19 protein-coding genes and 2 pseudogenes are annotated in these 24,354 nt (G+C 60.0%); 14 read left to right on the plus strand and 7 right to left on the minus strand.

Annotated features, from left to right (window positions below; genetic code table 11):
• Nucleotides 1-72: 72 nt before the first annotated feature.
• Nucleotides 73-768 (minus strand): mismatch-specific DNA-glycosylase, encoded by a 696-nt coding sequence (locus sake_RS04415; RefSeq protein WP_178945527.1) that lies wholly within the window; start codon nt 766-768, stop codon nt 73-75.
• Nucleotides 769-904: 136 nt separating this feature from the next.
• Between sake_RS04415 and sake_RS04420 the strand changes: the two genes are divergently transcribed.
• Together sake_RS04420 and sake_RS04425 are read left to right on the plus strand one after the other, a co-directional pair.
• Nucleotides 905-1,849 carry an NADP-dependent oxidoreductase gene (locus sake_RS04420; protein ID WP_129360014.1) on the plus strand — a complete coding sequence of 315 codons (945 nt, stop codon included), beginning with the start codon at nt 905-907 and terminating at the stop codon, nt 1,847-1,849.
• Nucleotides 1,850-2,006: 157 nt separating this feature from the next.
• A complete protein-coding gene (locus sake_RS04425) occupies nt 2,007-3,362 on the plus strand; it encodes a nitrate/nitrite transporter (protein WP_129360013.1) in 1,356 nt (451 codons plus the stop codon).
• Nucleotides 3,363-3,516: 154 nt separating this feature from the next.
• Here the strand turns inward: sake_RS04425 and sake_RS04430 are convergent, their stop codons facing one another.
• Entirely contained in the window at nt 3,517-5,532 is a 2,016-nt protein-coding gene (locus tag sake_RS04430) for a potassium transporter Kup (protein WP_238147638.1), read from the minus strand.
• A gap of 225 nt (nt 5,533-5,757) precedes the next feature.
• Between sake_RS04430 and sake_RS13525 the strand changes: the two genes are divergently transcribed.
• The 3 genes and pseudogenes from sake_RS13525 to sake_RS13410 all read left to right on the plus strand — a co-directional run bounded on the left by sake_RS13525 (nt 5,758) and on the right by sake_RS13410 (nt 6,900).
• The gene (locus sake_RS13525; protein ID WP_238147660.1) at nt 5,758-5,913 is read left to right on the plus strand and encodes a low temperature requirement protein A; all 156 of its coding nucleotides are present in this window, start codon (nt 5,758-5,760) and stop codon (nt 5,911-5,913) included.
• A 29-nt stretch (nt 5,914-5,942) separates the two neighbouring features.
• A pseudogene (locus tag sake_RS04435) lies at nt 5,943-6,748 on the plus strand (low temperature requirement protein A).
• Nucleotides 6,745-6,900: a hypothetical protein gene (locus sake_RS13410; protein WP_243155737.1), complete on the plus strand. Its 156-nt coding sequence runs from the start codon at nt 6,745-6,747 to the stop codon at nt 6,898-6,900. The pseudogene sake_RS04435 and the gene sake_RS13410 overlap by 4 nt, the downstream one beginning before the upstream one ends.
• Here sake_RS13410 and sake_RS04440 read toward each other — a convergent pair.
• The 3 genes from sake_RS04440 to sake_RS04450 are packed head-to-tail and all read right to left on the minus strand — an operon-like array spanning nt 6,897 to nt 11,139.
• On the minus strand, nt 6,897-8,831 hold the full coding sequence (locus tag sake_RS04440; protein ID WP_165000987.1) for an FAD/NAD(P)-binding domain-containing protein: 1,935 nt from the start codon (nt 8,829-8,831) through the stop codon (nt 6,897-6,899). The genes sake_RS13410 and sake_RS04440 overlap by 4 nt on opposite strands.
• Before the next feature lies 1 nt (nt 8,832).
• Nucleotides 8,833-9,795, minus strand: coding sequence for an LLM class flavin-dependent oxidoreductase (locus tag sake_RS04445; protein WP_178945528.1), 963 nt, complete (start codon nt 9,793-9,795; stop codon nt 8,833-8,835).
• A 9-nt stretch (nt 9,796-9,804) separates the two neighbouring features.
• On the minus strand, nt 9,805-11,139 hold the full coding sequence (locus sake_RS04450) for an LLM class flavin-dependent oxidoreductase (RefSeq protein ID WP_178945529.1): 1,335 nt from the start codon (nt 11,137-11,139) through the stop codon (nt 9,805-9,807).
• 249 nt (nt 11,140-11,388) lie between these two features.
• Here sake_RS04450 and sake_RS04455 point away from each other — a divergent pair, with 249 nt between their 5' ends.
• The 6 genes from sake_RS04455 (at nt 11,389) to sake_RS04480 (ending at nt 18,251) form a co-directional block, all read left to right on the plus strand.
• Complete coding sequence (locus sake_RS04455; RefSeq protein WP_178945530.1) at nt 11,389-12,294, plus strand: sulfurtransferase; 906 nt, start codon at nt 11,389-11,391, stop codon at nt 12,292-12,294.
• The gene (locus sake_RS04460; protein WP_129360008.1) at nt 12,291-12,734 is read left to right on the plus strand and encodes a SufE family protein; all 444 of its coding nucleotides are present in this window, start codon (nt 12,291-12,293) and stop codon (nt 12,732-12,734) included. Before sake_RS04455 ends, sake_RS04460 begins: the two co-directional genes overlap by 4 nt.
• Nucleotides 12,735-12,781: 47 nt before the next feature.
• Complete coding sequence (tpx, locus tag sake_RS04465) at nt 12,782-13,282, plus strand: thiol peroxidase (protein ID WP_129360007.1); 501 nt, start codon at nt 12,782-12,784, stop codon at nt 13,280-13,282.
• A 275-nt stretch (nt 13,283-13,557) separates the two neighbouring features.
• Nucleotides 13,558-14,967 carry an amino acid permease gene (locus sake_RS04470; protein ID WP_129360181.1) on the plus strand — a complete coding sequence of 470 codons (1,410 nt, stop codon included), beginning with the start codon at nt 13,558-13,560 and terminating at the stop codon, nt 14,965-14,967.
• 278 nt (nt 14,968-15,245) lie between these two features.
• Nucleotides 15,246-16,745, plus strand: a complete 1,500-nt coding sequence (locus tag sake_RS04475) for a sugar porter family MFS transporter (protein ID WP_178945531.1) — start codon at nt 15,246-15,248, stop codon at nt 16,743-16,745.
• A gap of 543 nt (nt 16,746-17,288) precedes the next feature.
• The gene (locus sake_RS04480; RefSeq protein ID WP_178945532.1) at nt 17,289-18,251 is read left to right on the plus strand and encodes a DUF2382 domain-containing protein; all 963 of its coding nucleotides are present in this window, start codon (nt 17,289-17,291) and stop codon (nt 18,249-18,251) included.
• 174 nt (nt 18,252-18,425) lie between these two features.
• On the opposite strand, the gene sake_RS04485 is transcribed toward sake_RS04480, so the two are convergent.
• A complete protein-coding gene (locus sake_RS04485) occupies nt 18,426-20,648 on the minus strand; it encodes an NADP-dependent isocitrate dehydrogenase (RefSeq protein ID WP_129360004.1) in 2,223 nt (740 codons plus the stop codon).
• A gap of 281 nt (nt 20,649-20,929) precedes the next feature.
• On the opposite strand from sake_RS04485, the pseudogene sake_RS13610 reads away from it, so the two are divergent.
• The 3 genes and pseudogenes from sake_RS13610 to sake_RS04500 form a co-directional block, all read left to right on the plus strand.
• Nucleotides 20,930-21,109 (plus strand): annotated as a pseudogene (locus sake_RS13610) (hypothetical protein); the annotation flags it as partial.
• Between the two features lie 99 nt (nt 21,110-21,208).
• Entirely contained in the window at nt 21,209-21,646 is a 438-nt protein-coding gene (locus tag sake_RS04495; protein WP_129360003.1) for an NUDIX domain-containing protein, read from the plus strand.
• Nucleotides 21,647-21,937: 291 nt separating this feature from the next.
• Nucleotides 21,938-22,216, plus strand: coding sequence for a DUF1540 domain-containing protein (locus sake_RS04500; RefSeq protein ID WP_371811972.1), 279 nt, complete (start codon nt 21,938-21,940; stop codon nt 22,214-22,216).
• Between the two features lie 212 nt (nt 22,217-22,428).
• Here sake_RS04500 and pgi read toward each other — a convergent pair whose 3' ends face one another.
• Nucleotides 22,429-24,111: a glucose-6-phosphate isomerase gene (gene pgi, locus sake_RS04505; RefSeq protein ID WP_129360001.1), complete on the minus strand. Its 1,683-nt coding sequence runs from the start codon at nt 24,109-24,111 to the stop codon at nt 22,429-22,431.
• Nucleotides 24,112-24,354 lie beyond the last annotated feature (243 nt).

Genomic DNA, 24,354 nt, shown 5'->3' on the forward strand with positions numbered 1-24,354 from the left:
CCGCATGGTATTCCTAGGCGAGGCGAGGAGCAGCAGTGAGGCCAACCCTGCGAAAGGTTAGTGGCCGAGCGGTTAGACGGTGTCGGTCGCCGGCGGCACAGCCGGTGGAACCGTGGCTTCCCACACCTCGCGCCATTTCTGGGCAAGGGATTCGATGTTCTCGTGCGCGTTCAGCCCGGAAGGATTGGGTAGCACCCACAACTGGACGTCGTCCGGCCAGTCGGCCAAGGCGCCTGTACGCTGAAGCCCCATAATCGTTCGCGGAGCTGCGAACGCATCGCGGAATGCCGTAATTCCTACCACGGCCACAGCCTGTGGCCTGATGACGCGTATGCGCTCGACCAGCTGGGATCCGCCGTCACGCAATTCGGAGCGTGAAAGCTCGTCTGCGCGTGCGGAAGGGCGGGAGACGAGGTTGGTGATTCCGAGGCCTCGTTCGGCGAGTATCCTCTCATCCGCGGGGGAAAGACCTCGGGAGGCGTCGATGCGACGATCCAGTATTCCGGCGGCTTCGAGTGAGGCCCAGAATCGGTTTCCCGGTCGCGCGAACGGGGCATTGACGGCGGCCGTCCACGGACTCGGGTTGATCCCAATGATGAGTATCCGAACGAGCCCCGTGTTCTGCTCGTCCCGAGGATAAGGGAGCACGTCTTCGCGTCCATTCCCCGAGCTGACGGCGTGTGCGGTCTCCTTGCGGGTGGGGCGCCGGTCGCCCAGATGCGACCGGCTACGCCACGGTTCCCAATTCTCCGGCAAGGCTGAGGTCATGGGCCCTCACTCTACGCGGAAACCACATAACGGACGATGTGGCTTCGAGGCCCGGCCTGGTCATGCCGTGAAGGGCCACGTTAATCGTTATTGCATAACCGTTGTGGGTGCTCGAGCACAGTGCTAGACAGGTTGTATGCGTGCTTACGGAGTAACCCAGTACGGAGGACCCGAGGCCCTCCATGAAATCGACGTTCCCGCAGAGGAGCTCGGACCCGAACAGGTGAGGGTCGCGGTGACGGCGGTGGCCGTGAGCCCGACCGACACCGGCGTTCGCGCCGGGCAGCGCTCGGAGAAGGACAGGGCCGAAGATCCGGGGGATGTTCCGGGAATGGACGTCGCCGGTGTCGTTGCCGAGCTCGGGCCCGGAGCGGATACTGACTTGGAGATCGGGGACCGCGTGGTCGCAGTGGTGCAGCCTTCCGGATCTCACGGCGCTTACCGCGAGGATATTGTGTTGCCGCTTGGTTCCGTCGTCCGAGCACCCTCGAATGCTTCCGACGCCGCAGCATCCACATTGCCCATGAACGCCCTGACAGCTCGACGGGCTCTTAACCTGCTTGACCTCCGACCCGGTCAGACTCTGGCTGTGACGGGTGGCGCAGGTACTCTCGGGGGGTACATTATTCAGCTTGCCAAGGCCGATGGTCTTACCGTAGTTGCCGACACCGCCGAGAAGGACGAGGAACTCGTGCGTTCCTTCGGTGCGGATCATCTTGTGCCACGTGGCGACGACGTCGCGGACAGGATCCGCGAAATCGTTCCGGAGGGTGTGGACGGGTTGGCGGATGCCTCGATTCAGTCCGAACAAGTCCTTCCGGCGGTCAAGGATGGTGGCTCGGTCGCCACATTCCGCGGATACAAGGGTGACGGCACCCGAGGTCTCCAGGTCCATCCGGTGATGGTCTGGGACGTGGCAGAAGACCGACAGATGCTCTCCGAACTTCGCGACCAAGCTGAGAACGGGACGCTCACGTTGAGGGTTGCCGAGACGCTGCCGGCGGGACAGGCCGCAGAAGCGCACAGGAAACTCGAATCCGGGGGAGTGCGCGGCCGGATCGTCCTGGATCTGACTGCCTGATATTTTTTCGTGGTGGGAGGCTTCGGACGCGGCAGCCTCTCGCTCGCCCTCGACGAATTATTGAGGCATTCGCGCTCACCTCCGAGGCGGAGGGAATCGGCGTCATGGTAGTGCAATGTCTGGACGGCGCACCATCGCACGGAGATAAAGTCAGGTCATGATGACCCGGAGACTGCACATCAAGTGGCTTATTTGGGCTGTTGGACTGGCCGCGTACATGTTCGCTCTGGTGAACCGCAGCTCCTTCTCGGCCCTGGGCCCAACCGCTCAGGAGCATTTCGGCGCTGAGGCGACGGTCCTTTCTTCTTTTCTCGTCCTTCAGCTCGTTGTCTATGCCCTATGCCAGATCCCGGTAGGCGTCTGCCTCGACCGATTCGGAACCTCATGGGTCATTGGCGTCGGACTACTGTGCATGTCTGTGGCTCAGCTCATTCTGGCTTCGACCGACGTGATCCCGGTGGCGGTCTTCGCCCGAATTCTTCTCGGTGCCGGCGATGCTGGAATATTCACATCGGTGGTTCGGCTTGCGGCAGAATGGTTTACGCGTGACCAGGCACCCCTGGTCAACCAGCTGACGGGACTCGCCGGCCAAATCGGCCAGCTCGTCGCGGTTGCGCCATTGGCCGCCGTGGTCGGGGTCTTCGGATGGATGACCGGGTTCGCGAGCCTCACTGCGATCGGCGCCGTGATCCTGGTTTTCGTAATCTTCGTGATGCGAGACGGCCCCGGTTCGGGAACCATCATCGAGCGGGTGACGGGCAAGAAAAAGGGCATACAAACCATGTCCTCCCCGGTTCTTGCTGATACCGGCCCCATCATCCTGACCGAGGTGCTGCCCGTGGTCGGGCCCGGCTCCACCGGCGTCTTCCCAGCTATCACATCGCTCCTGAAAAGACCCGGTGTCAGGTTGGCCTTCTGGGTGCACTTCTCCACGATGTTTGCCCCCGATAGCTTCCTACTTCTGTGGGGGACCCCGTTCCTGACGGGTGGACTGGGCTACTCGAACGCCGCCGCACACCTTGTTCTTAACGTTGCCATTGTGGCCTCCATGATCGGTGCCCTGGTCTTCGGCCCGATCCTCGCGAAATACTCTCAACACCGCGTCATGCTGTCTCTGTCCGGCGTCGTCATCATGTTCGCCGCATGGATGGTGCTCTTACTGTGGCCAGGAGCCGCACCTTATTCCGTCACCCTGATTTACGGCGCGATCATGGGCGGCGGAATACCGTTGTCCATGACCGCATTCGACATCGTTCGCACGCACGCGCCCAAGCGTCAACGCGGCGTCGCAACAGGACTGGTCAACATGGGTGGCTTCAGTGCGGCCCTGATAACGGTCTTGTTGATCGGATTCGTCTTGGATCTGCAAGGCGCAGGCACTCCCAGCACGTATTCACTGCATGGTTTCAAAGTCGCTATGTCCGTGCAGATCCCCCTCTGGGTCCTCGGCGCGGCGATGATCCTCATCGAAATGCCCAAGGCCAAGCGTTACCTCAAGGAGCGAGCGCGCTGATCGGCCGGACCAGGAGGGATGTCCGGTCGGGACCCGCACGGTCGGAATTCGGAAACATGATCGCCTGTCCGGTGGAACCTCCTTCGTCGACTTTGGTGCAAAGGCGCCGGCGACGACGTCGGCACCCTCGGGTGCCTCCCTGTTGCGAAGTGCTTCAGAGCTCGGCCTGAGCGCCCATGACCGTGGTGCGGTGCAGCGGCAAATGCAGCGCCTGAGTGCGGTTTGCCGAGAATTTCTCCAAGAAGCGGAACAGGACCTTCTGCCATCGGGGCATGCACATTTCCTCGCCCGGTTCTATTCGGAAAACCGAGAGTATGTATACGGCTTCCGAGGGATCGAATTCGAGCTCAGGGTATTCGACCTTCGTGAGCCTCAGCGCTTGCGGTACGTCCTGAGAGTCGTTGAAACCGACGCGGCAGAGCACGTGGATGATTCCGTCCTGCGGATCGCCCAGCTGGGTAACGTGAATGCGCTTGTCGCTCCGGACGTGCGGGACCCCCACATTCTTCATGGTGATGATCACGGAATTCCTGTGCAACACATGGTTGAACTCGAGGTTTGAGCCCAGTGCCAGGGGAGTCGTGGAGGGGTTGCCGTGCGGGTATACGGCGACCCCGGGCACCCGTTGGACATCCGATCCGTGGATGCAATTCACGAAATCTTCGATCGGACCCTCCATCTCGGCCCGTCGGCCCCACATGATGCGCGAACCTCGGCGCCACGACAGCATGACGATGATGAAGCACGCGGCGATGAGTAGCGGCAACCAGCCCCCGGAGAGAACCTTGACCACATTCGCCCCGAACAGGAGAAGCTCCAGTCCGCCGACGAAGAATGCCAACGTCGCGACTCGGATGAAGGACCATTTCCACACCGCATGAGCCAACAGCAGGAAGAGCGACAGCTCCAGCAGGAGCGTGCCCGTCACGGACAAGCCGTAGGCCGCGGCCAAATTGCTGGAGGAACGGAACACGAGGACCAAAGTCAATACGCCCAGGAACAACAGGAGATTGACTGTGGGCATGTAGATCTGCCCGCCTTGGTCCTTCGAGGTCTGCACGACTCGGAGCCGGGGCAGCAAGGACAACCGTGTGGCTTGACGCGATACCGAAAAGGCACCGGAAATGACTGCCTGGGAGGCGATCACCGTCGCGCAGGCCGCGAGAACCACGAGTGGGATCCTCGCCCAATGAGGTGCCAGATGGAAGAAAGGATTCTCTATGGTCTCGGGATGGTCCAGGATCATCGCGCCCTGGCCGAGGTAGTTGATAGCCAGAGCGGGAAGCACGAGAGACAGCCAGGCGAGCATGATGGGCTTGCGGCCGAAATGCCCCATGTCCGCGTACAACGCTTCGACGCCTGTGACCGCCAGGACCACAGCGCCCATGGCGATGAACGCAACAAAGGGCCGGTCGAGGGCGAATGCGATCGCATAAGTGGGCGAGAGAGCACGGAAGATCGACGGGTTCTGAAAAATATGCGGGACCCCCAGGACCAGCAGCACCAGGAACCACGTGACCATGATCGGTCCGAAGGCTTTGCCGATTGAGCCGGTTCCCCAACGTTGGATCGCGAACAGGGTGGAAAGAATCACCACCGAAATCGGAACGATGTATTCGGCGAATCCCGGGTCTGCGACCTCGACGCCTTCGATCGCGCTCATCACCGAAATCGCAGGGGTGATCAGCGAATCTCCGTAGAACAGGGAGGCGCCGATGACGGCGAGGACGATGGCGACCCCGGCCCGGTGGGACGATTTTCCGAGCTTGTGCCAGATGAGCGAAGCGAGGGACAGGATCCCGCCTTCGCCTTGGTTGTGGGCCTTCATGATGAATCCGATGTAGGCCACCGTCACGATCAGCAGCAGACACCAGATGACCATGGAAATCACGCCCAGTACGTCCTGCTGGGTCGGGCCGATGGCCCGGTGGTGAATGCTGAACACCGTTTGCATTGAGTACAGGGGGCTGGTTCCGATATCCCCGAAGACGACGCCGACTGCGGCGACGATCAACGCGACCGGTGCCTTGGACTTGGGACGGGGTGCTCCGAGGGCCAATGCCATGGTTTCGCCCTTCGGATCCTCTTCCTGCCCCGGTGAGTTCTCCGCTGCGGAATTACCGTTTGACGAGGATAAATAATCCGAATTAGAACCAGCTGTCTTGTTCACGAAGGATGATTGTGCCACCACGGATGGGGGCCGGCAATACAATTCGCGGAGCAGATAGTGTGAAGTGAAGCATGGTCATGTATGAGCCCCGGACCATTATTAGGACAGCGAACTAAAACCGTTGATTGTAGGCTACGAGAGTTCCGCAGTCCCCGCTGCACCCCGGCGCAGACAGGCCGTCTCATGCATACAGCACCTTCGCCAGCCCGGTTTCGGCTCGTCCCGATGGGCCCACGGAATCCAACAGAGAAATTCCGGGCCGCCAGCACGCTCGAGCTTTTCTTCGATTTGGTCTTCGTGGTCGCTGTCAGCACAGCGGCGCAGAATCTTCACCAGTTGATGTCGGAGGGGACATCGGCGGAGCCCTGGCACACTATCTGATGGCGTTCTTCGGTATCTGGTGGGCATGGATGAATTTCACATGGTTTGCAACATCATTCGACACCGACGACTGGCTCTACCGACTCGTCACCATCGTGCAGATGGCCGGGGTCCTGGTTCTCGCAGCTGGACTCGATCCCGCCTTCACCGAAAGCAACTACACGGTTGTGGTCATTGGATATGTGCTCATGCGAGTCGCAATGGTCTTTCAATGGTTGCGCGCTGCCAGGTCAGGCGGCCAGGCAGGCCGAGCAGCATTGATTTCGCCTTCGGGGTCCTCTTCGCCCAGGTTCTCTGGGTCGCCTGGCTGATGGTTCCCGCGTCGACGACCCAAGTCGTCGGCTTCGTGCTTCTGATGCTCGTCGAGGTTTCGGTTCCGGTCGTGGCCGAACGAATCGGAAGCACGCCGTGGCATCCGCACCACGTCACCGAACGGTACGGCCTCTTCACCTTGATCGTGCTCGGAGAATCCCTGGCCGCTTCCGCGAATGCGATTATCGAAGCCTTGCATGAGTCCGAGAAATTGGGTGAGCTGGTGGCCATAGCCATTCTCGCGCTCGTGGTCACGGCCGGCCTGTGGTGGATCTATTTCTGGCCTCCGCACCACCGCTCGATCTCCAGCCTCGGAGCATCACTTCGTTATGGGTATGTCCACTATTTCGTTTTCGCGGCCGCTGGGGCCTTTTCCGCGGGAATCGAAATCGAAATCGACAACTTGTCCCATCGCTCCCACCTACCGTCTCTCACTGCATCTATTCGGTTGCTCTGCCGGTCGCCGTATTCCTCATGGCGATCTGGTGGATCGCTTTCCGAAAGCACACGGACGGCGTCGTGAATGCCGCGGATCCATTGGGCGCGCTCCTGGTGCTCCTCGACCCGGTGCTTCCCTTACCCGTTGCTGTGACTGCCTTGGTCATCGCGGCGGTCGTCGACGTGCTGGTTATTCGCGCGCCACTGGCCGATCCGACGGAGGCACCGACCGTCTAAAGGATTCGGGCCGTCGAGGGCGTCGGGATGAATTCCCGCAGACGCTGGGCGAGCCTCTCATTGTCCCGAAAAACGTGGGCATCGGTTCCTGGCCTTGAGAACGCTTCTTCGACCGAGCCCGCAACCGACGGACCGACCATCAAGAGGTCGTCCTGGGGAACCCCGCGAGAATCAAGGGCGCGATTGTTCTCATCGATCAGGAACTTGGCGGCCATCCCACCCTGACTCTCAACCTTCAGATCACCCTGTCGAATCAAGTCGCGCAGCAAAGTGTCCTTGGCCCGCTTCGCGCTGACTCTCGCGAGTCGAGCGTCAAACATCGAGCGGGTGCGCACCACTTCCCGGTACGCGGGGGAGGCCGCTTCGAACGCGCCGTCGTGTACGCAAACCCGTACCTCCGGACCCAAGAACCGAACCAATCCCTCACGATGCAATGCGAGCAGATTCTCCAGACGTTCGGGCGGAGGGCCCGAGGCGATAAAGGAGAAGAGGCCGTGGAGTCCGGCGTCGAAATTCTGAATACGATCTTCGGCCGAGAATTCTCCGTGGGCGACGAGCTCTCGGACCACATAGTAGGCCCCGACCAAGGCGTGAAAACGAGCCGAGTCCTGCGAGTAGGAAGGATCGGCGGCGCGGTCGAGGTCGCCCCGCACATAGTCGGACACGGCTTGTTCGACGTCCTCCCTACCATCGAAATCACGCGCGGCGAAGGGTCGGTCTATACGCGCGAGATCGTAATGGTCTCTGGGATCCGGCACCAGGCTCTGCGCCCATCGATCCAGCTCGTTCCTGAGGTCGGAGGCATGAGAGCGGTTTCCCGCGAGGAAAATGCTGCTCCACTCATCCCCCCTGTCTCGGATGTCGTCGGGTGCGAATTCGGCACGCTGCGGGTGCCGATACGCAAGTTCGGAATAATGCGCGACGAACAACTCCATGTCCAGCAACGGCATCACGTCGTCCAGGACGGTGAGCCTTCCCGGTCCCTCGACCTTCGCATCATCGGCAAGACGTGCGAAGTTTTCCTTGGTCACATACCGAGTCGGGCCCACGCGCATACCCTTGGGGAGATAACCCAGCTTGGAATGGTAGGGAACCCCTCGCCGAGAACCGACCCACAGGACCGGTTCCCGGCCCGAAGGCCGATACCGAGTCCTGGCACCACTTGACTGGAATACTCCTCCACGGTCTTCGGTCACCATCATCATGGCGTCGATGAATGCCAGGCCGAAGCCCCGAACCAACACGTCCTGCCCCGGCTCCAGACCGGAGAGATCTACATCGGCCGTGTATCCGGGCGCTATGTACGACAACCCGAGTTCTTCGGCCTGAGTCTTCAGCATGCGGGTTTCCGCATCGTCCTCGATTTCCACGAAACCTTGTGCCAGCACCACCACATCGGCGTCTATTCGGGCAGATCCATTGCTGCTCGACTCCAGAAAGACGCTGCGGCGATCGCCGGAAGAGAGAACCTTGACCGCCAATGACCGGTGCACATGCACGTGAACGGCGTCCGGCATAGACTCGACGGCCCTGTCGAAGGCCCAGGCTAAGTATGCGGCCTGAACCTGACGCGGTGCGAAGCTCTCCGGTGTGAAGCCCTCGACGTAGTCACCCAGCCCACGCTCTTCGAGGACGTTCCGACCCGCACCCTCGACCCACGTTGCAAGGTCGGGACCAGTGAGCGGCGGGGCCGTCAACGAGGCGTCCTGGTCAGCGAAGATGGTCACGTCCCGGGCCACGGAGTTCATCCACAACGTCGGAGACTGCTCATGCCGCCAGATGCGCCCGCCACCGGCTTCGAATGGTTCGATCACATGGACATCCACCGGATCGTCCAGGGCCGGGGCTTCCGGTCGCATCGAAGCCGCGAGAGCGAGGAGAACCCCGGTCGTTTTAGGGCCGCCACCCACAAAGACTATGGAAGTCGGCACGTCAAGAATCCCGTTCGCCACCGGCGAGCGCAGCTATGGCGGCATCGGCGGTCGGGGAATCGAGAAGTACTCCTTCGATACCCGTGAGCTCGCGCGGTGACCCAGCGGATTCCTCCACGCCGCCGGCGTGCCCCAGGAATTCGTTGGCTTCGTCCACTAGAGCCGACAGCTCCGCTTCAGAGGTCCCGCCGCGAGCAGTCCGCCCCTGCTCGGTCACAGCGACGCTCATCAGAATAGTGGGGTCGGCCGAGCCTTCAATCAACAGATCCAACAACCGACGCCCAGCCTCGGCCGTGGGGCACGCATCGGCGTCGAGTACAGCGATATCCGCGATGTCGGCCGCGGTTCGTGCGGATGGTTCGTCCGAGACCCTCACGAGTGCAGGCAATTCGCCGCGCGGCGGACGCGGAGTGATCGAGGGCCCCTTGACGGTGAACTGCTGACCGACCGAATCAGTACCGGTGAAGTCAACATAGTGGACCTTTTCGCGATCGATGAACCGACCCGTTGATTCGTCCCGAATCACGGCGTCGGGCTCCCACGAGGTCCAAAGCCGGGTCACGACGTCGTCCACATCCCGCACCTCCCGCCAGGTCTGTTCGGAATCAGCGGCGGCGCGCCTTCCGGCTGCGGCGGCGGGAGCGTTCTCCGTCTGCACAGTAGGGGAATATCCGGCACGGCCCTCTGCCGCGAAGTCGAGAGTGGCCGTCGCGGTGCTGATATGGAACGGCTCGTTATGGGTCACCGGCACTTCAGGCATGAGCTGCAGGCGCGTGGACTGAGGGGCCAACCACGCGGAAAGCGTCAGCGCGTCCAGACCCGAAACAAAATCGTCGCGGACCACGAGCCAGCGGACAGGCGGTACCGTACCGGCCGTCGAATCCGCCCGGGCGACCAGACGGGCCAAAGCGTGAAGATCGGCGGTGGCCTGCGGAGAAACCGCCACGGCAAGAGGTAAGTTCATGCTGTCCTCCTAGTTTTCTTCCCGGGATTCGTCCGCGCGCTCGCGGGATGCTGCCCATTCTTTTTCTGGCCGGTAGTCTGGCAGGCCCATGTTCTTCCGGAGGGTTCGGCCCGGGTAACCATCCCGGTAGACGCCTCGCGAGCGGAGCTCAGGAACCACCCGGTCGACGAATTCGTCGAGTCCGCCAGGGGTGAGGTGGGGAATCAGGATGAAACCGTCCGCGGCACGCTCCTGGACGTAGAGGTCCATTTGACCGGCGATTTCTGCAGGCGTTCCTACGAAGGAGTGCTGCCCGGAAACTTCTACGACCAGCTCGCGAATCGACAAATTCTTGTCCCTCGCCAAACGACGCCATTCCTCGACGACGGGACGCGGATCCTTGACCCGTCGCACGCGTCCCTGGGTCAACGATTCCGATTCGAAATCCGGTTCGATGTCCGGAAGCGGTCCGTCGGGGTCGTAGGCGCTCAGGTCCTTTCCCCACTGCCTTTCGAGGAAAGCGATGGCTCCAGGACCGGAGACCTGCTGGAAAGCGACCTGGCGGGAACGTTCGACGGCGTCCTCATGTGTATCACCGATGATGTAGGTGACCCCAGGGTAGATCGACAGGTCATCCTTGGAACGTCCGAATCGTGCAAGACGGTCGGAAATGTCGGCGTAGAATTCCTGTCCGCCTTCGAGGCCGGAATGCCGCGTGAAAATCGCGTCCGCATTGGCGCACGCGAAATCACGGCCTGTAGGCGAATCACCGGCCTGGAAGAGTACCGGGTGGGTTTGCGGAGTCTTGTGCACGGGGAAACGCCCCGCAATGTCAAAGAATTCCGAGGAGAATTCGAACGGCCCGGCGTCGGACTCCCACATCTGCCGTGCGGCCGAAATGAAATCGACAGCCCTGCGGTAACGATCCGCGTAGTCGAGATAGCCGCCTCGCCGGAAATTCTCGCCGGTGAAGGCGTCATTGGTGGTGACCACATTCCACGCGGCCCGTCCGCCGGAAACGTGATCGAGAGTCGCCAATTTTCGGGCCAAATCATAAGGCTCGTTGAAAGTCGCACTCAACGTGCCTGCAAAACCGATGTGTTCCGTGACAGCGGCCAACGCGGACAATACGGTGACCGTTTCAGGACGACCGACAGTGTCCAGATCGAAAACTTTCCCTTTGTGCTCACGAAGTCGCAGGCCCTCGGCCAAGAACACGAAATCGAAAAGCCCGCGTTCTGCCGTTCGGCTGAAATGTTTGAAGCTGGAGAAATCGATATTGGAACCGGATTTAGGGTCCGACCAAACCGTGGTGTTATTGACCCCGGGGAAATGCGCCGCAAGGTGTACCTGACGTTGGCTCATCCTGCTCCTCACTCGAAAAATGACTCGTGCTGATCGTTTGGACTGGGGAGCCTCTTGGGGCCTGCCATCTGGTCAGAGCACTTGGCTGAAATTTCAGCGTAGGAGTCTTCCTGCGCAAGTGGAACGCCACTGTCACAGTCCGAAATATGTCCGAAAGCATTGCATGTGCCAAAGCTGTAAATTCGGGAATAACAGAGATGCCCCAGGGCGTTCTCCCAAGAAGAGTTCCCGCTATCCAACGGAGGAAAAGTGTCAGCACCGAATGACAACAGCGCGAAGTTCGCCGAATATGCGCATCCGGAACGACTCGTCAGCACGCAGTGGGTCGCAGACCACGCCAAGGATCCGGGCGTCGTGATCGTGGAAAGCGACGAAGACGTCCTCCTCTACGAGACCGGCCACATTCCTGGTGCGGTCAAGGTCGACTGGCACACGGAACTCAACGATCCCGTGACCCGAGACTATGTGGACGGAAAAGCATTCGCTGAGCTCATGTCCAAGAAGGGCATCAGCCGGGATACGACCATCGTTGTCTATGGCGACAAATCCAATTGGTGGGCCGCGTACGCGCTGTGGGTCTTCACACTGTTCGGACATCAGGACGTTCGACTCATGAACGGTGGCCGTGCCAAGTGGATCGAGGAAGACCGCGATGTGACAACTGACGTGCCCTCGCCGGCGCAGGGGGAGTACCCCGTCGTCGAACGCGAGGATGAGCGCATCCGTGCATACCTTCCGCAGGTCCGCGAGAGCATCGGCAGCCTTCCACTGATCGACGTGCGAAGCGCCGACGAGTACACAGGGCGCCGGACGCACATGCCCAATTACCCTGAGGAAGGGGCTCTTCGCGGAGGCCATATCCCAACGGCACATTCCGTCCCGTGGGCCCGTGCGGCCAATGAGGACGGTACATTCAAGTCCGCAGACGAGTTGCGTGGCATTTACCAGGACGAGCTTGGCCTCGAGCCGGAACAGGACATCATCGCGTACTGCCGCATCGGCGAACGTTCTAGCCACACGTGGTTCGTTCTGGAACACCTGCTCGGATTCAACAATGTGCGCAATTACGACGGCTCATGGACCGAGTGGGGCAACGCCGTCCGTGTACCCATCGTTCAGGGCGAAGAGCCCGGAGAGGCACCTTCAGCATCATGACCCAGACCGCAACCGAACTTCCCGAATCACTGCAGGAGATCGTGGAAGAGTTTGCCGAACTTCCGCCTCAGGACCGTCTGCAGCTCCTCCTCGAATTCAGCAACGGCCTGCCTGAGCTTCCCGCTCGGTTCAAGGACCACCCCGAGTTGCTCGAGCCCGTGCCGGAGTGCCAGTCGCCGATCTTCCTCGTGACCGAGGTCGAGGAGGACAGCACCGTTCGTCTGTACTTCTCCGCGCCACCGGAAGCTCCCACGACTCGAGGTTTCGCGGGGATTCTCCACGAAGGACTCGACGGAAAATCTGCCGACATCGTCGCTGGCGTCCCCTCGGACTTGCCGTTGCGGCTCTCCCTCACCCAGGCAGTCAGTCCTTTGAGGTTGAATGGGATGAGCGGCATGCTGGCGCGCATTCAGCGTCAGGTCGCCGAGAAAACCGAGTAGGCAGTTCATCGTCCAGCTGAGCGAATACACGAGACAGAGGAATACACATGGCTGAAATCACCTTCAAGGGAAATCCGACCCAGACCTCGGGCGACTTGCCCGACAAAGGATCGACCCCTCCCGCGTTCACCCTGGCAGGAACCGACTTGGGGGAAGTCACCGAGAACGACTTCCAGGGAAAAACCATCGTCTTGAATATCTTTCCTTCGGTGGATACCGGAGTTTGCGCGGCGAGTGTCCGAAAGTTCAACGAAGAAGCAGCCGGCCTCAACGATGTTGCGGTCGTGTGCGTCTCGAACGATCTTCCCTTTGCACTGGGTCGCTTTTGCGGTGCCGAGGGTATCGACAATGTCGTGACCGCCTCGGGGTTCCGCTCTACCTTCGGCGATGACTACGGGGTCCGGATCACCGACGGTCCGATGGAAGGGCTCCTGGCGCGGTCCGTCGTCGTGATCAGCCCTCAAGGCGAAGTGGTTTACACCCAGCTCGTCCCGGAAATCGGTCAGGAACCCGACTACGATTCGGCGATTACGGCCGCCCGGGGCTAAACCGAGAAATCGGCAGGAACAGACTTCACCCCGTCACGGAGCCCGGGCCCCGTGACGGGGTGTTTTCGCGTCCGAACCACTTCATGTGAAAGAACCGAACCTGAATTATGGCATGTTGGTAGGTTCCCTTTTGTGAGCGCCATTCCTCGGGGATCCGGGTGGTAGCCTGAACTAAATTTGGCGTTCAACCCCTGGGGAGAATTGTGTCCAGCAGTAGCACCGAGTCGGAGAATTTCACGCCCGAAGGCCTCAAGCGTGGGCTTCGGAACCGGCATATGCAGATGATCGCCATTGGCGGCGCCATCGGCACTGGACTTTTTCTCGCCTCCGGCGGAACCATCGCGGACGCTGGCCCAGGAGGCGCACTCGCGGCCTACGCCGTCATCGGTCTGATGGTCCTCTTGCTCATGCAATCTCTGGGGGAAATGGCCGCCCATCTGCCGGTGGCCGGATCGTTCCAGACGTACGCTACGCGATTTGTGAGCCCGTCCTTCGGCTTCGCGATGGGATGGAACTATTGGTTCAACTGGGCCATCACGGTTGCCGCCGAACTGGTGGCGGCCGGGCTCATCATGTCGTTCTGGCTGCCCGACGTGCCGGGCTGGATTTGGGCTGCAGTGTTTCTGGTCTTGCTGACGGCGCTCAACGCGCTGTCGGCACGCGCTTATGGCGAAGGCGAGTTCTGGCTGGCAGCCGTCAAGGTTGCGGCCGTCATCGTTTTCCTGATTGCCGGGATCCTGATGATCGTGGGCATCATCGGCGGGAACTCCCCGGGCTTCTCGAATTGGACCGAAGGGGACGCACCCTTCAGCGGTGGGTTCATCTCGATCATTTCGGTCTTCATGATCGCCGGCTTCTCGTTCCAGGGAACCGAAATGATCGGTGTGGCCGCGGGCGAAGCCGAGAATCCGCGCCGGGACGTCCCCAAAGCGTTGCGTTCCGTGTTCTGGCGCATCATGCTCTTCTACATTGGAGCTATTGCGGTGATCGGTTTTCTGATTCCGTACACCGACCCGAACCTGCTGAGAAGCGACGAATCGGATATCGCTTTCTCCCCCTTCACCCTGGTTTTCGAAAGAGCCGGGGTCGCATTTGCCGCTTCCCTCATGAACGCCGTGATCCTCACGGCCATCCTTTCAGCGGGCAATTCAGGTCTCTACGCTTCGACCCGTATGCTTCTTTCCCTCGCGCTCGAAGGCAAGGCACCGAAAATTTTTGCCAGAGTGAATAAGCGCGGGATACCCATGCCCGCCTTGATCGCGACGGCGTGTGTCGGCCTGGCCGGATTCATCACGGCCGTGGTGGGGCAAGGTGCCGCCTACACGTGGTTGGTCAATATCTCCGGTCTTTCAGGATTCATCGTGTGGGTCGGGATAGCGGTATGCCATTTCAGATTCCGCAGGGCCTACGTGGCGCAGGGGTTTGATCTCAAGGACCTCCCGTACAAGGCGCCCCTTTTTCCTTTGGGGCCGATTATCGCTTTCGTGCTGTGCATTGTGGTCATCCTTGGCCAGAACTACGAGGCCGTTTTCAAGGGCCAGCTTTTCCATGTGTTGAGTTCCTACATCGGGTTGCCGGTCTTCTTGCTGGTGTGGCTTGGGCACAAACTCATCACTCGCTCGAAATCGGTGACCTTGGAGGAAGCTGACGTTCAGTCGTTGGCTCCGCGAAACCACAATGTCTGAGGCATGTGACGACTTCGCGTCGCTTCCCCGGCGAAGTCCTCCATGCACCGGCTGAGCAGATCCGGATGAGGTAGATAACCTTGCCCGTGGGAAAGCCCTGTTGATAACCTGCACGGAGACACAAAGCGGTGGGCCTGCGGATATTTTTATCCACGGTGCACCGCTTTTTTGCACCGCTCCTGGACCGACCGGTGGCATCCGTCCCGGTCGAAGTTTTTGACGGATGGCCTCGGCGGCCTGGAAGTGAATCATATTTCTCTGACCGTCAGGAGTGCTTGATGACCACCGAAAGTTCTTCTTCGAATATGCCGGAAGGTTCGGGGCCGCACAGCCCGGACACGGGTTCGCTTCGAGCAGCCGCGTTGAGCGAGGAGCCCCGCCGCACGGCGCGACTCCGCGTCCTCTCTGCTTCCCTTTTGGTAGCGCTCGGGGGTTTGCTCTACGGCTACGACACCGGCGTCATCTCCGGAACCCTCGCGCAGATCGCTCAGGACTACGGGGTGAGCGAACACGGGATAACGGCCGAGTTCATCACCTCGTTCATTCTCGCCGGTGCCGTCCTGGGCGCCCTGGGGGCCAGCTTCTTCGCTCGTCGCTTCGGGCGGCGCATCACAATCATTACGGTCGCATCGGTCTTCGTCCTCGGGGTCGTGTTCTGCGCCCTTTCGCCGAATCCTTACATCATGATGGCGAGCCGTTTCTTCCTCGGCCTGGCGGTGGGCGGTTCAACCCAGACCATTCCGACCTATATCTCGGAGCTTGCCCCGAAGAACAAGCGCGGCAGCTACGTGACTTTCTTCAATATCGCGATCGGTGTAGGGATTCTGACGGCGGCACTCGTCAACTACTTCCTGCGCGATGTGGAATGGCACTGGAAAATCGTTGTCGCCGCTATTCCGGCCATCGTGCTGGTGATCGGCATGATTCCGCTGCCTGAAAGCCCGCGGTGGTTGGTCAGTCAGGGAGAGGTCGATACGGCGACCCAAGTGCTCGAGTGGGTTCGACCCAGTGAAAAAACCGCGAAATCGGAGATCCGTGACATCGAACGCACTCGTCGTAAAGCGCAGCGGCAGGCCGCGAAGAGCGAATGGTCCGCAATGTTCACCGAGAAATGGATGCGACCAGCGATTATTGCGGGTGTCGCCGTCGCGATTTTCACGCAGATTACTGGCCTGGAGATGATGATCTATTACACGCCGACTTTGTTGACGCACGTTGGTCTGCCGTCGGATATCGGTCTCAGCATCAACGTCATGGTCGGCGTGGTCTACGTCGTGATGACCGCGGTGGGTCGGTTCATCGTGGATCGCATGGGCAGGCGGACCCTCATGTTGTGGACACTGCCGTTTGCGGCGCTGTGGATCTTGCTTTTCGGTATCACTCTCTCCGTTGGCGGCAACGACCCCAACCTGCCGCTCATGCTGACCTTCCTCGTGCTGTTCATGCTTTTCCAAGCAGGTGGTATCCAGGTCGTGGGTTGGCTCATGGGCTCCGAACTCTATCCACTCAAGGTGCGCACTTCGGCCACGAGCCTGCACGCGATGGCACTGTGGGGCTCGAACCTCTTGGTCACCTCCACGGCCTTGACACTGGTCAATTTCTTGTCGCCGGGCGGCGCGATGATGGTCTATGCGGCCCTCAACGTGATTGCGTGGATCGTGATCTACTTCCGGGTCCCCGAGACCAAGGACCGAAGTCTTGAAGACATCGAGTCCAGCCTGCGTGACGAGGAATTCCTCCCCTTGAAACGCAAGCGGCTGGCCCAGGAACGAGCCTGAGCGCACGAACGACTAAAAAGGCGCGCGTCCGCCGCAATGAGTACCCACGCCCGAGGGCGCACCCGCGAGGTCATAGCTTGTGGGAGTGGCCTCGGGCGTTGCGCATCTCGTCCGGATTCTTGAAGGGTCCCCCTGAATGTTTGCCGACGAGCGGGATCGCAGACCATTGCAATGACATCGATTGGAGCGACTGAATAAGGCACCTTCTGCGCATTCGTCCCATTTTGGCACTCTCCGGGGCATGTTCAGGGGCTGGCCAAAGGCTTGGAGTATCCCTAAAATCCTCGACAACCATGTGGGAAAATATGGACAACAGTGGGTTTGTGTGGCACGCCATTTCCCTCCATTTCGGGCATATTGCCGGGGAATGAACGATTGTTGCCATTGAAAGAAACTTATCCTTATATGAAATTTCGCCCGTGGTGGAAGGAAAAAACGTTGACCGTGAGTTGCTATGTGGTTAGGTTGTTTATATAGCTCGGAATCACTTGGTTTCGAATTGGATTGGTAATTCAACCGACCAGCGATCAGAAGGTAGTGACCATGACTAATAACCAGAACATTGAGTCCCTGCGCAACAGCACAGTTTACGGAAACAACGGCGACAAGATCGGCAAGGTCGGGGAGATTTATCTCGACGACCAGACCAACGAGCCGACGTTCGCTACGGTCAATACCGGCCTCTTCGGTTCCAAGGAAACCTTTGTGCCCTTGAACCAAGCCCGCGCTTCCGATGACGGCCTGACGGTTCCTTATGACAAGGATTTCGTCAAAGATGCCCCGAACATCGATGACGACGGTTCGTTGACCCCCGAGGAAGAGCAGCGTATCTACGAGTACTACTCGCTGGACGGCAGCAACTCGGGACGAGACAACAGTGGCAACGCCGATGCCCAGCGTGGGCAGGCAGGTAATCGGACAGGCCAGGAGCATGGCAATGCGGCGGCCGGTACTGCTGCCGCTGGAACGGCTGCGGCCGGAACTGCGGCAGCAGGTACGGTGAATGGGCGTGAGGATACCCAGGCCGGGACCGGTCGCCACAGCAATGGACAGGCTGAGGCCCAGACGCGAGGCGGAACCGCGGACCAGGCCGCAACCGGCCGTCACGGTGCTGCCGACAACGACGTAGTGGCTCACGAGGAGCGGCTCGAGGCAACAGACCAGACCGAGCGCCGTGAGACGGGTCAGGTGCGACTCCGCAAGCACGTCAAGACGGACACCGAAACCGTTGAGGTCCCGGTTCGACACGAAGAGGTTCAGGTCGAGCGCACCAAGATCGATCCGGACTCCGCAGAGGCCCGCCAAGCGGCCGATGGCAACGAGTTCGGTAAGGACGAGGAGGTCACGGTGACCGCATACGAAGAACGTCCTGTCGTCGACACCGAGACCGTTGCGACCGAGCGAGTCTCTCTCAATAAGCAGGCCCGTGAGGACACCGAGACCGTATCCGGGCAGGTCCGCAAGGAAGAAATCGAAGTTGATGAAGAAGGCAATCGTCGTGACTGATATCGGATGATTGGCATGACAGATGCCCCGAGCGTTGCGAAGGCGATGTTCGGGGCATCTTTGCATCAACCGGTTCCGCACGGTACCTCGTGCAGCTTCCGGGCGCAGACGGAAAACAAAGAGGCTCCCCGGAACGCTTTCGCGTTCCGGGGAGCCTCTCAGATCAGCGGACCGTTACTTGGTCAACTGCGCCAGAATCCCATTGAGGGTTTCTGAAGGTCGCATTACGGCGTCCGCCTTTGCGTCCTGTGGCCAGTAGTAACCGCCCAGATCCACCGAAGAGCCCTGGACATCCAAAAGCTCCTGGGCGATCTTGTCCTCGTTGGACTTGAGCTGTTCGGCGATTCCCGCGAACAATTCCGCGAGGTCCTTGTCGCGACTCTGACGGGACAGTTCCTCCGCCCAGTATGTCGCCAGGTAAAAGTGGCTGCCTCGGTTGTCGAGTTCACCCACCTTGCGGGACGGGGACTTGTTCTCTTCGAGGAAGGTGCCCGTAGCGGCATCGAGCGTCTCCGCAAGAATACGGGCCCTATCGTTATCGGTCGTGCTGGCGAGGTGCTCGAAGGACGCGGCCAAAGCGAGGAACTCACCGAGGGAATCCCAGCGCAAATGGTTCTCCGAAACCAGCTGCTGAACGTGCTTGGGAGCCGAGCCACCCGCGCCGGTTTCGAATAGTCCACCGCCGTTGATCAGCGGAACGATCGAGAGCATCTTGGCGGAGGTTCCCAGTTCCAGGATGGGGAACAGGTCCGTCAGATAATCGCGGAGTACGTTTCCGGTAACGGAAATCGTATCCAGGCCCTGACGGATCCGATCGATAGAGAACTTGGTCGCATCGATGGGGGAGAGGATGCGGATATCCAGCCCGTCCGTGTCTTCCGCTTCGAGGTACTCGTTGACCTTCTTGATCAGGTTGGTGTCGTGAGCGCGTTCTGAATCCAGCCAGAACACGGCCGGAGTCCCGGACTCGCGGGAGCGACGAACTGCGAGCTTGACCCAATCGCGAACCGCGACATCCTTGGTCTGGCAAGCGCGCCAGATGTCTCCGCCTTCCACGTTGTGGGACAACAGGACTTCGCCCGCAGAGTTCAGGACTTCGACGACGCCCTTCCCCTCAATCTCGAAGGTCTTATCGTGAGAACCGTATTCCTCGGCCTTCTGCGCCATGAGCCCCACGTTCGGGACGGATCCCATGGTCGTGGGGTCGAAGGCGCCGTTCTCGCGGCAATCCTCGATGACGGCCTGGTAGACGCCGGCGTACGAGGAATCGGGAAGGACAGCGAGCGTGTCGTGTTCGTCGTCATCGGCACCCCACATGTGGCCGGACGTGCGAATCATGGCCGGCATCGAGGCGTCGACGATCACATCCGACGGTACGTGCAGGTTGGTGATTCCCTTACGAGAATCGACCATGGCCAGCGACGGTCCTTCTTCCAGGCCGCGCTCGATGCCTTCCTTGACGCCCTTCGCGGTGTCCTCGTCAAGGAGATCCAAACCGTTGAGGATCGAAGCCAGGCCGTTGTTCGGAGAAAGTCCGGCTTCGGTGAGCTTGTCACCATAGGTCTCGAAAACGTCGGGGAAATAGGCCTTCACGGCGTGGCCGAACAGGATGGGGTCGGAAACCTTCATCATCGTCGCTTTGAGGTGTACGGAGAAGAGCACGTTCTCTTCACGCGCGCGAGCGACCTGGGCGGCAAGGAACTCGTCCAAAGCGGCCGCGCTCATCACGGTGGAATCGACAATCTCGTCCTTGAGGACTTTCAATCCGTCCTTGAGGATCTTCTCCGAACCGTCATCAGCAGTGAAACGGATGGTCAGGGTGTCATCCGAAGGCAGGATCACGGACTTCTCATTGGACTTGAAGTCCTTATCGCCCATTGTTGCAACGTTGGTCTTCGAATCCTTCGACCAAGCCCCCATGGTGTGCGGGTTCTTCCGCGCGTAGTTCTTCACGGACAGAGGTGCGCGACGGTCCGAGTTGCCCTCACGGAGGACGGGGTTCACCGCCGAACCCTTGACTCGGTCGTAGCGCCGGCGAGCATCGGCGTCGGCCTCGGATTTGACCTCGTCCGGGTAGTCCGGGAGGTCGTAACCATCTGCCTGGAGCTCCTTGATGGCCGCCTTGAGCTGCGGAACCGATGCCGAGATATTCGGCAACTTGATGATGTTGGCCTCGGGCGTCTTGGCGAGGTCGCCGAGTTCGGCCAGGGCATCATTGACCCGCTGGTCATCGGGAAGCACATCGTTGAACTGGGCAATGATGCGCCCGGCCAGCGAGATATCGCGGGTTTCCACCGCGACCCCGGCGCTGTTCGCGTATGCCTCGACGATCGGCTTGAAAGAATAGGTCGCCAGCAACGGCGCTTCGTCGGTATGGGTGTAAATGATTTTCGACATGGGTTTTCGGCGTACTCCCTGCTTGATTTCGCGGGTTATTTCCACTGGCCAATATACCGGACGTGCCGGTGCTCACCTCCGAGATGACCTAACGTCCTTCTTCCTTCCCGGAACACAAGCGGATAGCCTCCGGAATATGACGATTCACCACATCAACCGCGTGTACGAGAGTCTGTAACCCGGACGGCACACGGATCCTGGTGGCCTGGAGGCGGCCGCGCGGGATCACACGCAAGGACGCCGCCATCGAGCAGTGAGGGAAAGACCGTTCCCCTTCCACTGGCCTGCGCACAAGGTTCGGTCATGACCCGGAAAAAACTCGAGGAGTTCGCGAAATAATATCGGACGGACTGGACAACAACGACCCTACGCAACAAGTACTCAAAGAGCTGCCGAAGGTTGAGGTCGTGACGCTTGTCTGCGGGACCAAAGACGACGAACACCATCACCGGTCCTCTTGAGGGATTATTCGTCCGAACAGTAAGGGCTCGCTATCGGGCAATGGATTACGGCGGCGGCACGGTTTCGTCTCGCCGCGGGGACGAACCTAAACTTGGCTCATGCCACGAATAACCGTTTCCGCAGTCGTCATGAGGGATATCCAGGGAAGGGTTCTGACCGTTCGCAAACGCGGCACCAGTTCCTTCATGTTCCCCGGAGGAAAACCAGAGACCGGTGAAGAGCCGCGTGCGGCCGCGGTACGTGAAGTCCGGGAGGAGCTCGGCGTCGATATTGCTCCACATGAGCTCGAAGTCCTCGGCCGCTGGGAAACACAAGCAGCCAATGAAGCCGGCCACGAACTCGTGGCACATGTTTTCGATTGGGTCCGTTCGCCTGAGTATGTGGTTCGGACGCCGATCTTTCCGCTCGCGGAAATCGAAGAATTGCGGTGGAGCGTGCCTGCCGACTCTCTGGCCGAGCCCGACATTGCACCCCTCACACGAGATTGTGTATTTCCGCTACTGGCTTCCACGGAACGAAGCGAGCTGGGACGTTAGCCCAGGAATTCGTGACTTTATTCGATCAAGTGCGGGAAGGGACAGATTCAGGTAGGCCGTACTGACCCGGATAAATAGGCCGCTCCCCTCAGAATGTCCCCCGCGACGGGCCTGTTCGGCCACTTTTGCAGAATAGGAAACATCGTCATATCCTATTCATTTCGGTAAAAAATCATGACTCTATTGACCGAATTCTGGTGAGCTTTGTCTTACTGGACGTGAAACAGTTAACTCCGGATAATTGGGTGTGAAATACCTCATTCATCGAAAGGGATGATCGCCATGTCCGTCATGACAGATGTCACCGAATGCACTGTTTCAAATTGCTCGTTCAATCACGATGGTTGCACTGCCTTTGCTGTGACCATCACGGGCGAACCGCAGGATGCCAGTTGCGGAACTTTCATCTCCTTGGACGCCGATGGTGGCTTGCCCCGGGCTCAAGCGCATGTCGGAGCTTGCCAGCGGATCGAATGCATCTTCAACAAAGACCTCATGTGTGGGGCGGAGTCAGTCAAAGTCGGTTCTGCGACTTCCGGAGCGGACTGCTTGACCTACCGACCGGCCTGATCGGGCGGAGGAGCGTCCGTCACCCGTGACGCGTGGTGAGAAATCTGCAATCCGACGGGCGAATCCGTAGCGGTATTCCAGCCCGGATGAACTGACTCGATCCTCTCGTGTGCAGACCGGCCGAAAAAGGGAATACGCCGACCCTGCACATCTGCCCCGCCTCGCATCATGAATGCGAGGCGGGGCAGATCGCGTGAGGAGTCGCTCGGGCTCTACTTGTCTCTGTGGTTGAGGTAGTACGAAATCAACGAACGCGTTGAGGAATCCTCTTTGGCGACCGCGTCGGCATCTCCTCCGACGGCGGGGGCAAGATCTTGGGCAAGTTGCTTTCCCAGCTCGACGCCCCACTGATCGAATGAGTCGATTCCCCAGACGGTCCCTTCGACAAAAGTGATGTGCTCGTAGAGGGCAATCAATTGACCTAGAACAGAAGGCGTCAGCGCTGGTGCCATCACGGAGGTCGTGGGCCGGTTGCCCGAGAATACCCGAGCGGGAACGACGGACTCGTCGGTGCCCTCGGCTCGAACTTCTTCCTCTGTCTTCCCGAAAGCCAGGGCCTTGGTCTGGGCGAAGAAATTGGCGAGAAAAAGCTCATGGACGTCGGTCTTGCCGTCCTTGGTCGGGTGACTCGGATTCGCGAACGCGATGAAATCGGCAGGGATCACGCGGGTGCCCTGGTGGATCAACTGGTAGAAGGCGTGCTGGCCATTGGTGCCGGGCTCGCCCCAGAAAATCTCGCCGGTCTGGGTGGTCACGGGGGATCCGTCCCAGCGAACGGATTTTCCGTTCGATTCCATGGTCAACTGCTGCAGATAAGCTGGGAAGCGGTGAAGATGCTGGTCATAGGGGAGAACCGCGTGCGAGGCGGCACCGAAGAAATTCACATACCAAACGTTGAGCAATCCCATGAGCAATGGAAGGTTCTTCTCCGCCGGTGCCGAACGGAAATGCTCGTCCATCGCGTGGAAACCGGATAAGAACTCCTCGAACACGTCCGGGCCGAGCACCACGGCCAGAGAGGTTCCGATCGCGGAATCCACGGAGTAGCGGCCGCCGACCCAATTCCAGAAACCGAACGCGTTCTTTGGGTCGATCCCAAAAGCTTCTACCTTGTCTAGGGCAGTGGACACGGCCACGAAGTGGCGGGCCACGGCCTCGGTGTCTTCGGCGTCCGAGAGTGCACCTGATTCTCGCAGGGCCTCGAGCAGCCAGGTGCGGCACACACGGGCGTTGGTGAGGGTTTCCAGGGTGCCGAATGTTTTGGAGGCGACGATGAACAACGTTGTCTCGGGATCCAAATCCGCTACCGTTTCGGCTGCATCAGTGGGATCGATATTGGAGATGAATCGAGCGGTCAGACCGTCCTGTGCATACGTCCTGAGTGCTTCATAGGCCATGACAGGGCCCAGGTCCGAGCCGCCGATGCCGATATTGACCACCGTCTCGATGGGGCGACCGGTGATCCCGGTCCACTCACCGGACCGCACGCGATCGGCGAAATCGTAGACCTTGGCGAGGACTTCATGCACGTCCTGGTCGATGTCTTGTCCATCGACCTCGAGCATCGGCGCGGCTCCATTGGGGCGACGCAACGCCGTGTGCAGGACAGCGCGGTCCTCCGTCACGTTGATGTGTTCGCCGGCAAACATCGCGTCACGACGCTCCTCGACACCCGCCTGTTCCGCAAGTTTGAGAAGCAACCGGCGGGTTTCGCTCGTCAAGAGGTTCTTGGAGAGATCCGCGACGAGATCGCCGGCGGTGAGGGTGAACTCCTCCGCGCGCTGGGGGTCTTGGTCGAACCATTCTCTGAGATCGGGCTCGAGGACCGCATGATGCCGGGTCAGTTCTTTCCAGGCTTCGGTGGACGTGATGTCGGGAATCTGTGATGCACTCATGGTTTCCATTCTCCTATGCCGGGCCGGGATATTCCATAGCGTTCCGGTGCCGAACCGAAGGGATCATTGCACACGGTTGGCGTCTCGAATCGGTCCAGTTGGTCAACGGTTCAAAAGATTGATTAGGCTATAAATAAGTGTGCTTGCTTTTCGGGCCGCTACTGCGAAGGCATGTGTGTGACTTTGTAGATACGAGCAGTTGGCGGACCGCTGTCTGCGCACGACACGCATCACTAAATGAGG

Source organism: Kocuria sp. TGY1127_2 (genome assembly GCF_013394385.1).
Taxonomy (GTDB): Bacteria; Actinomycetota; Actinomycetes; order Actinomycetales; family Micrococcaceae; genus Rothia.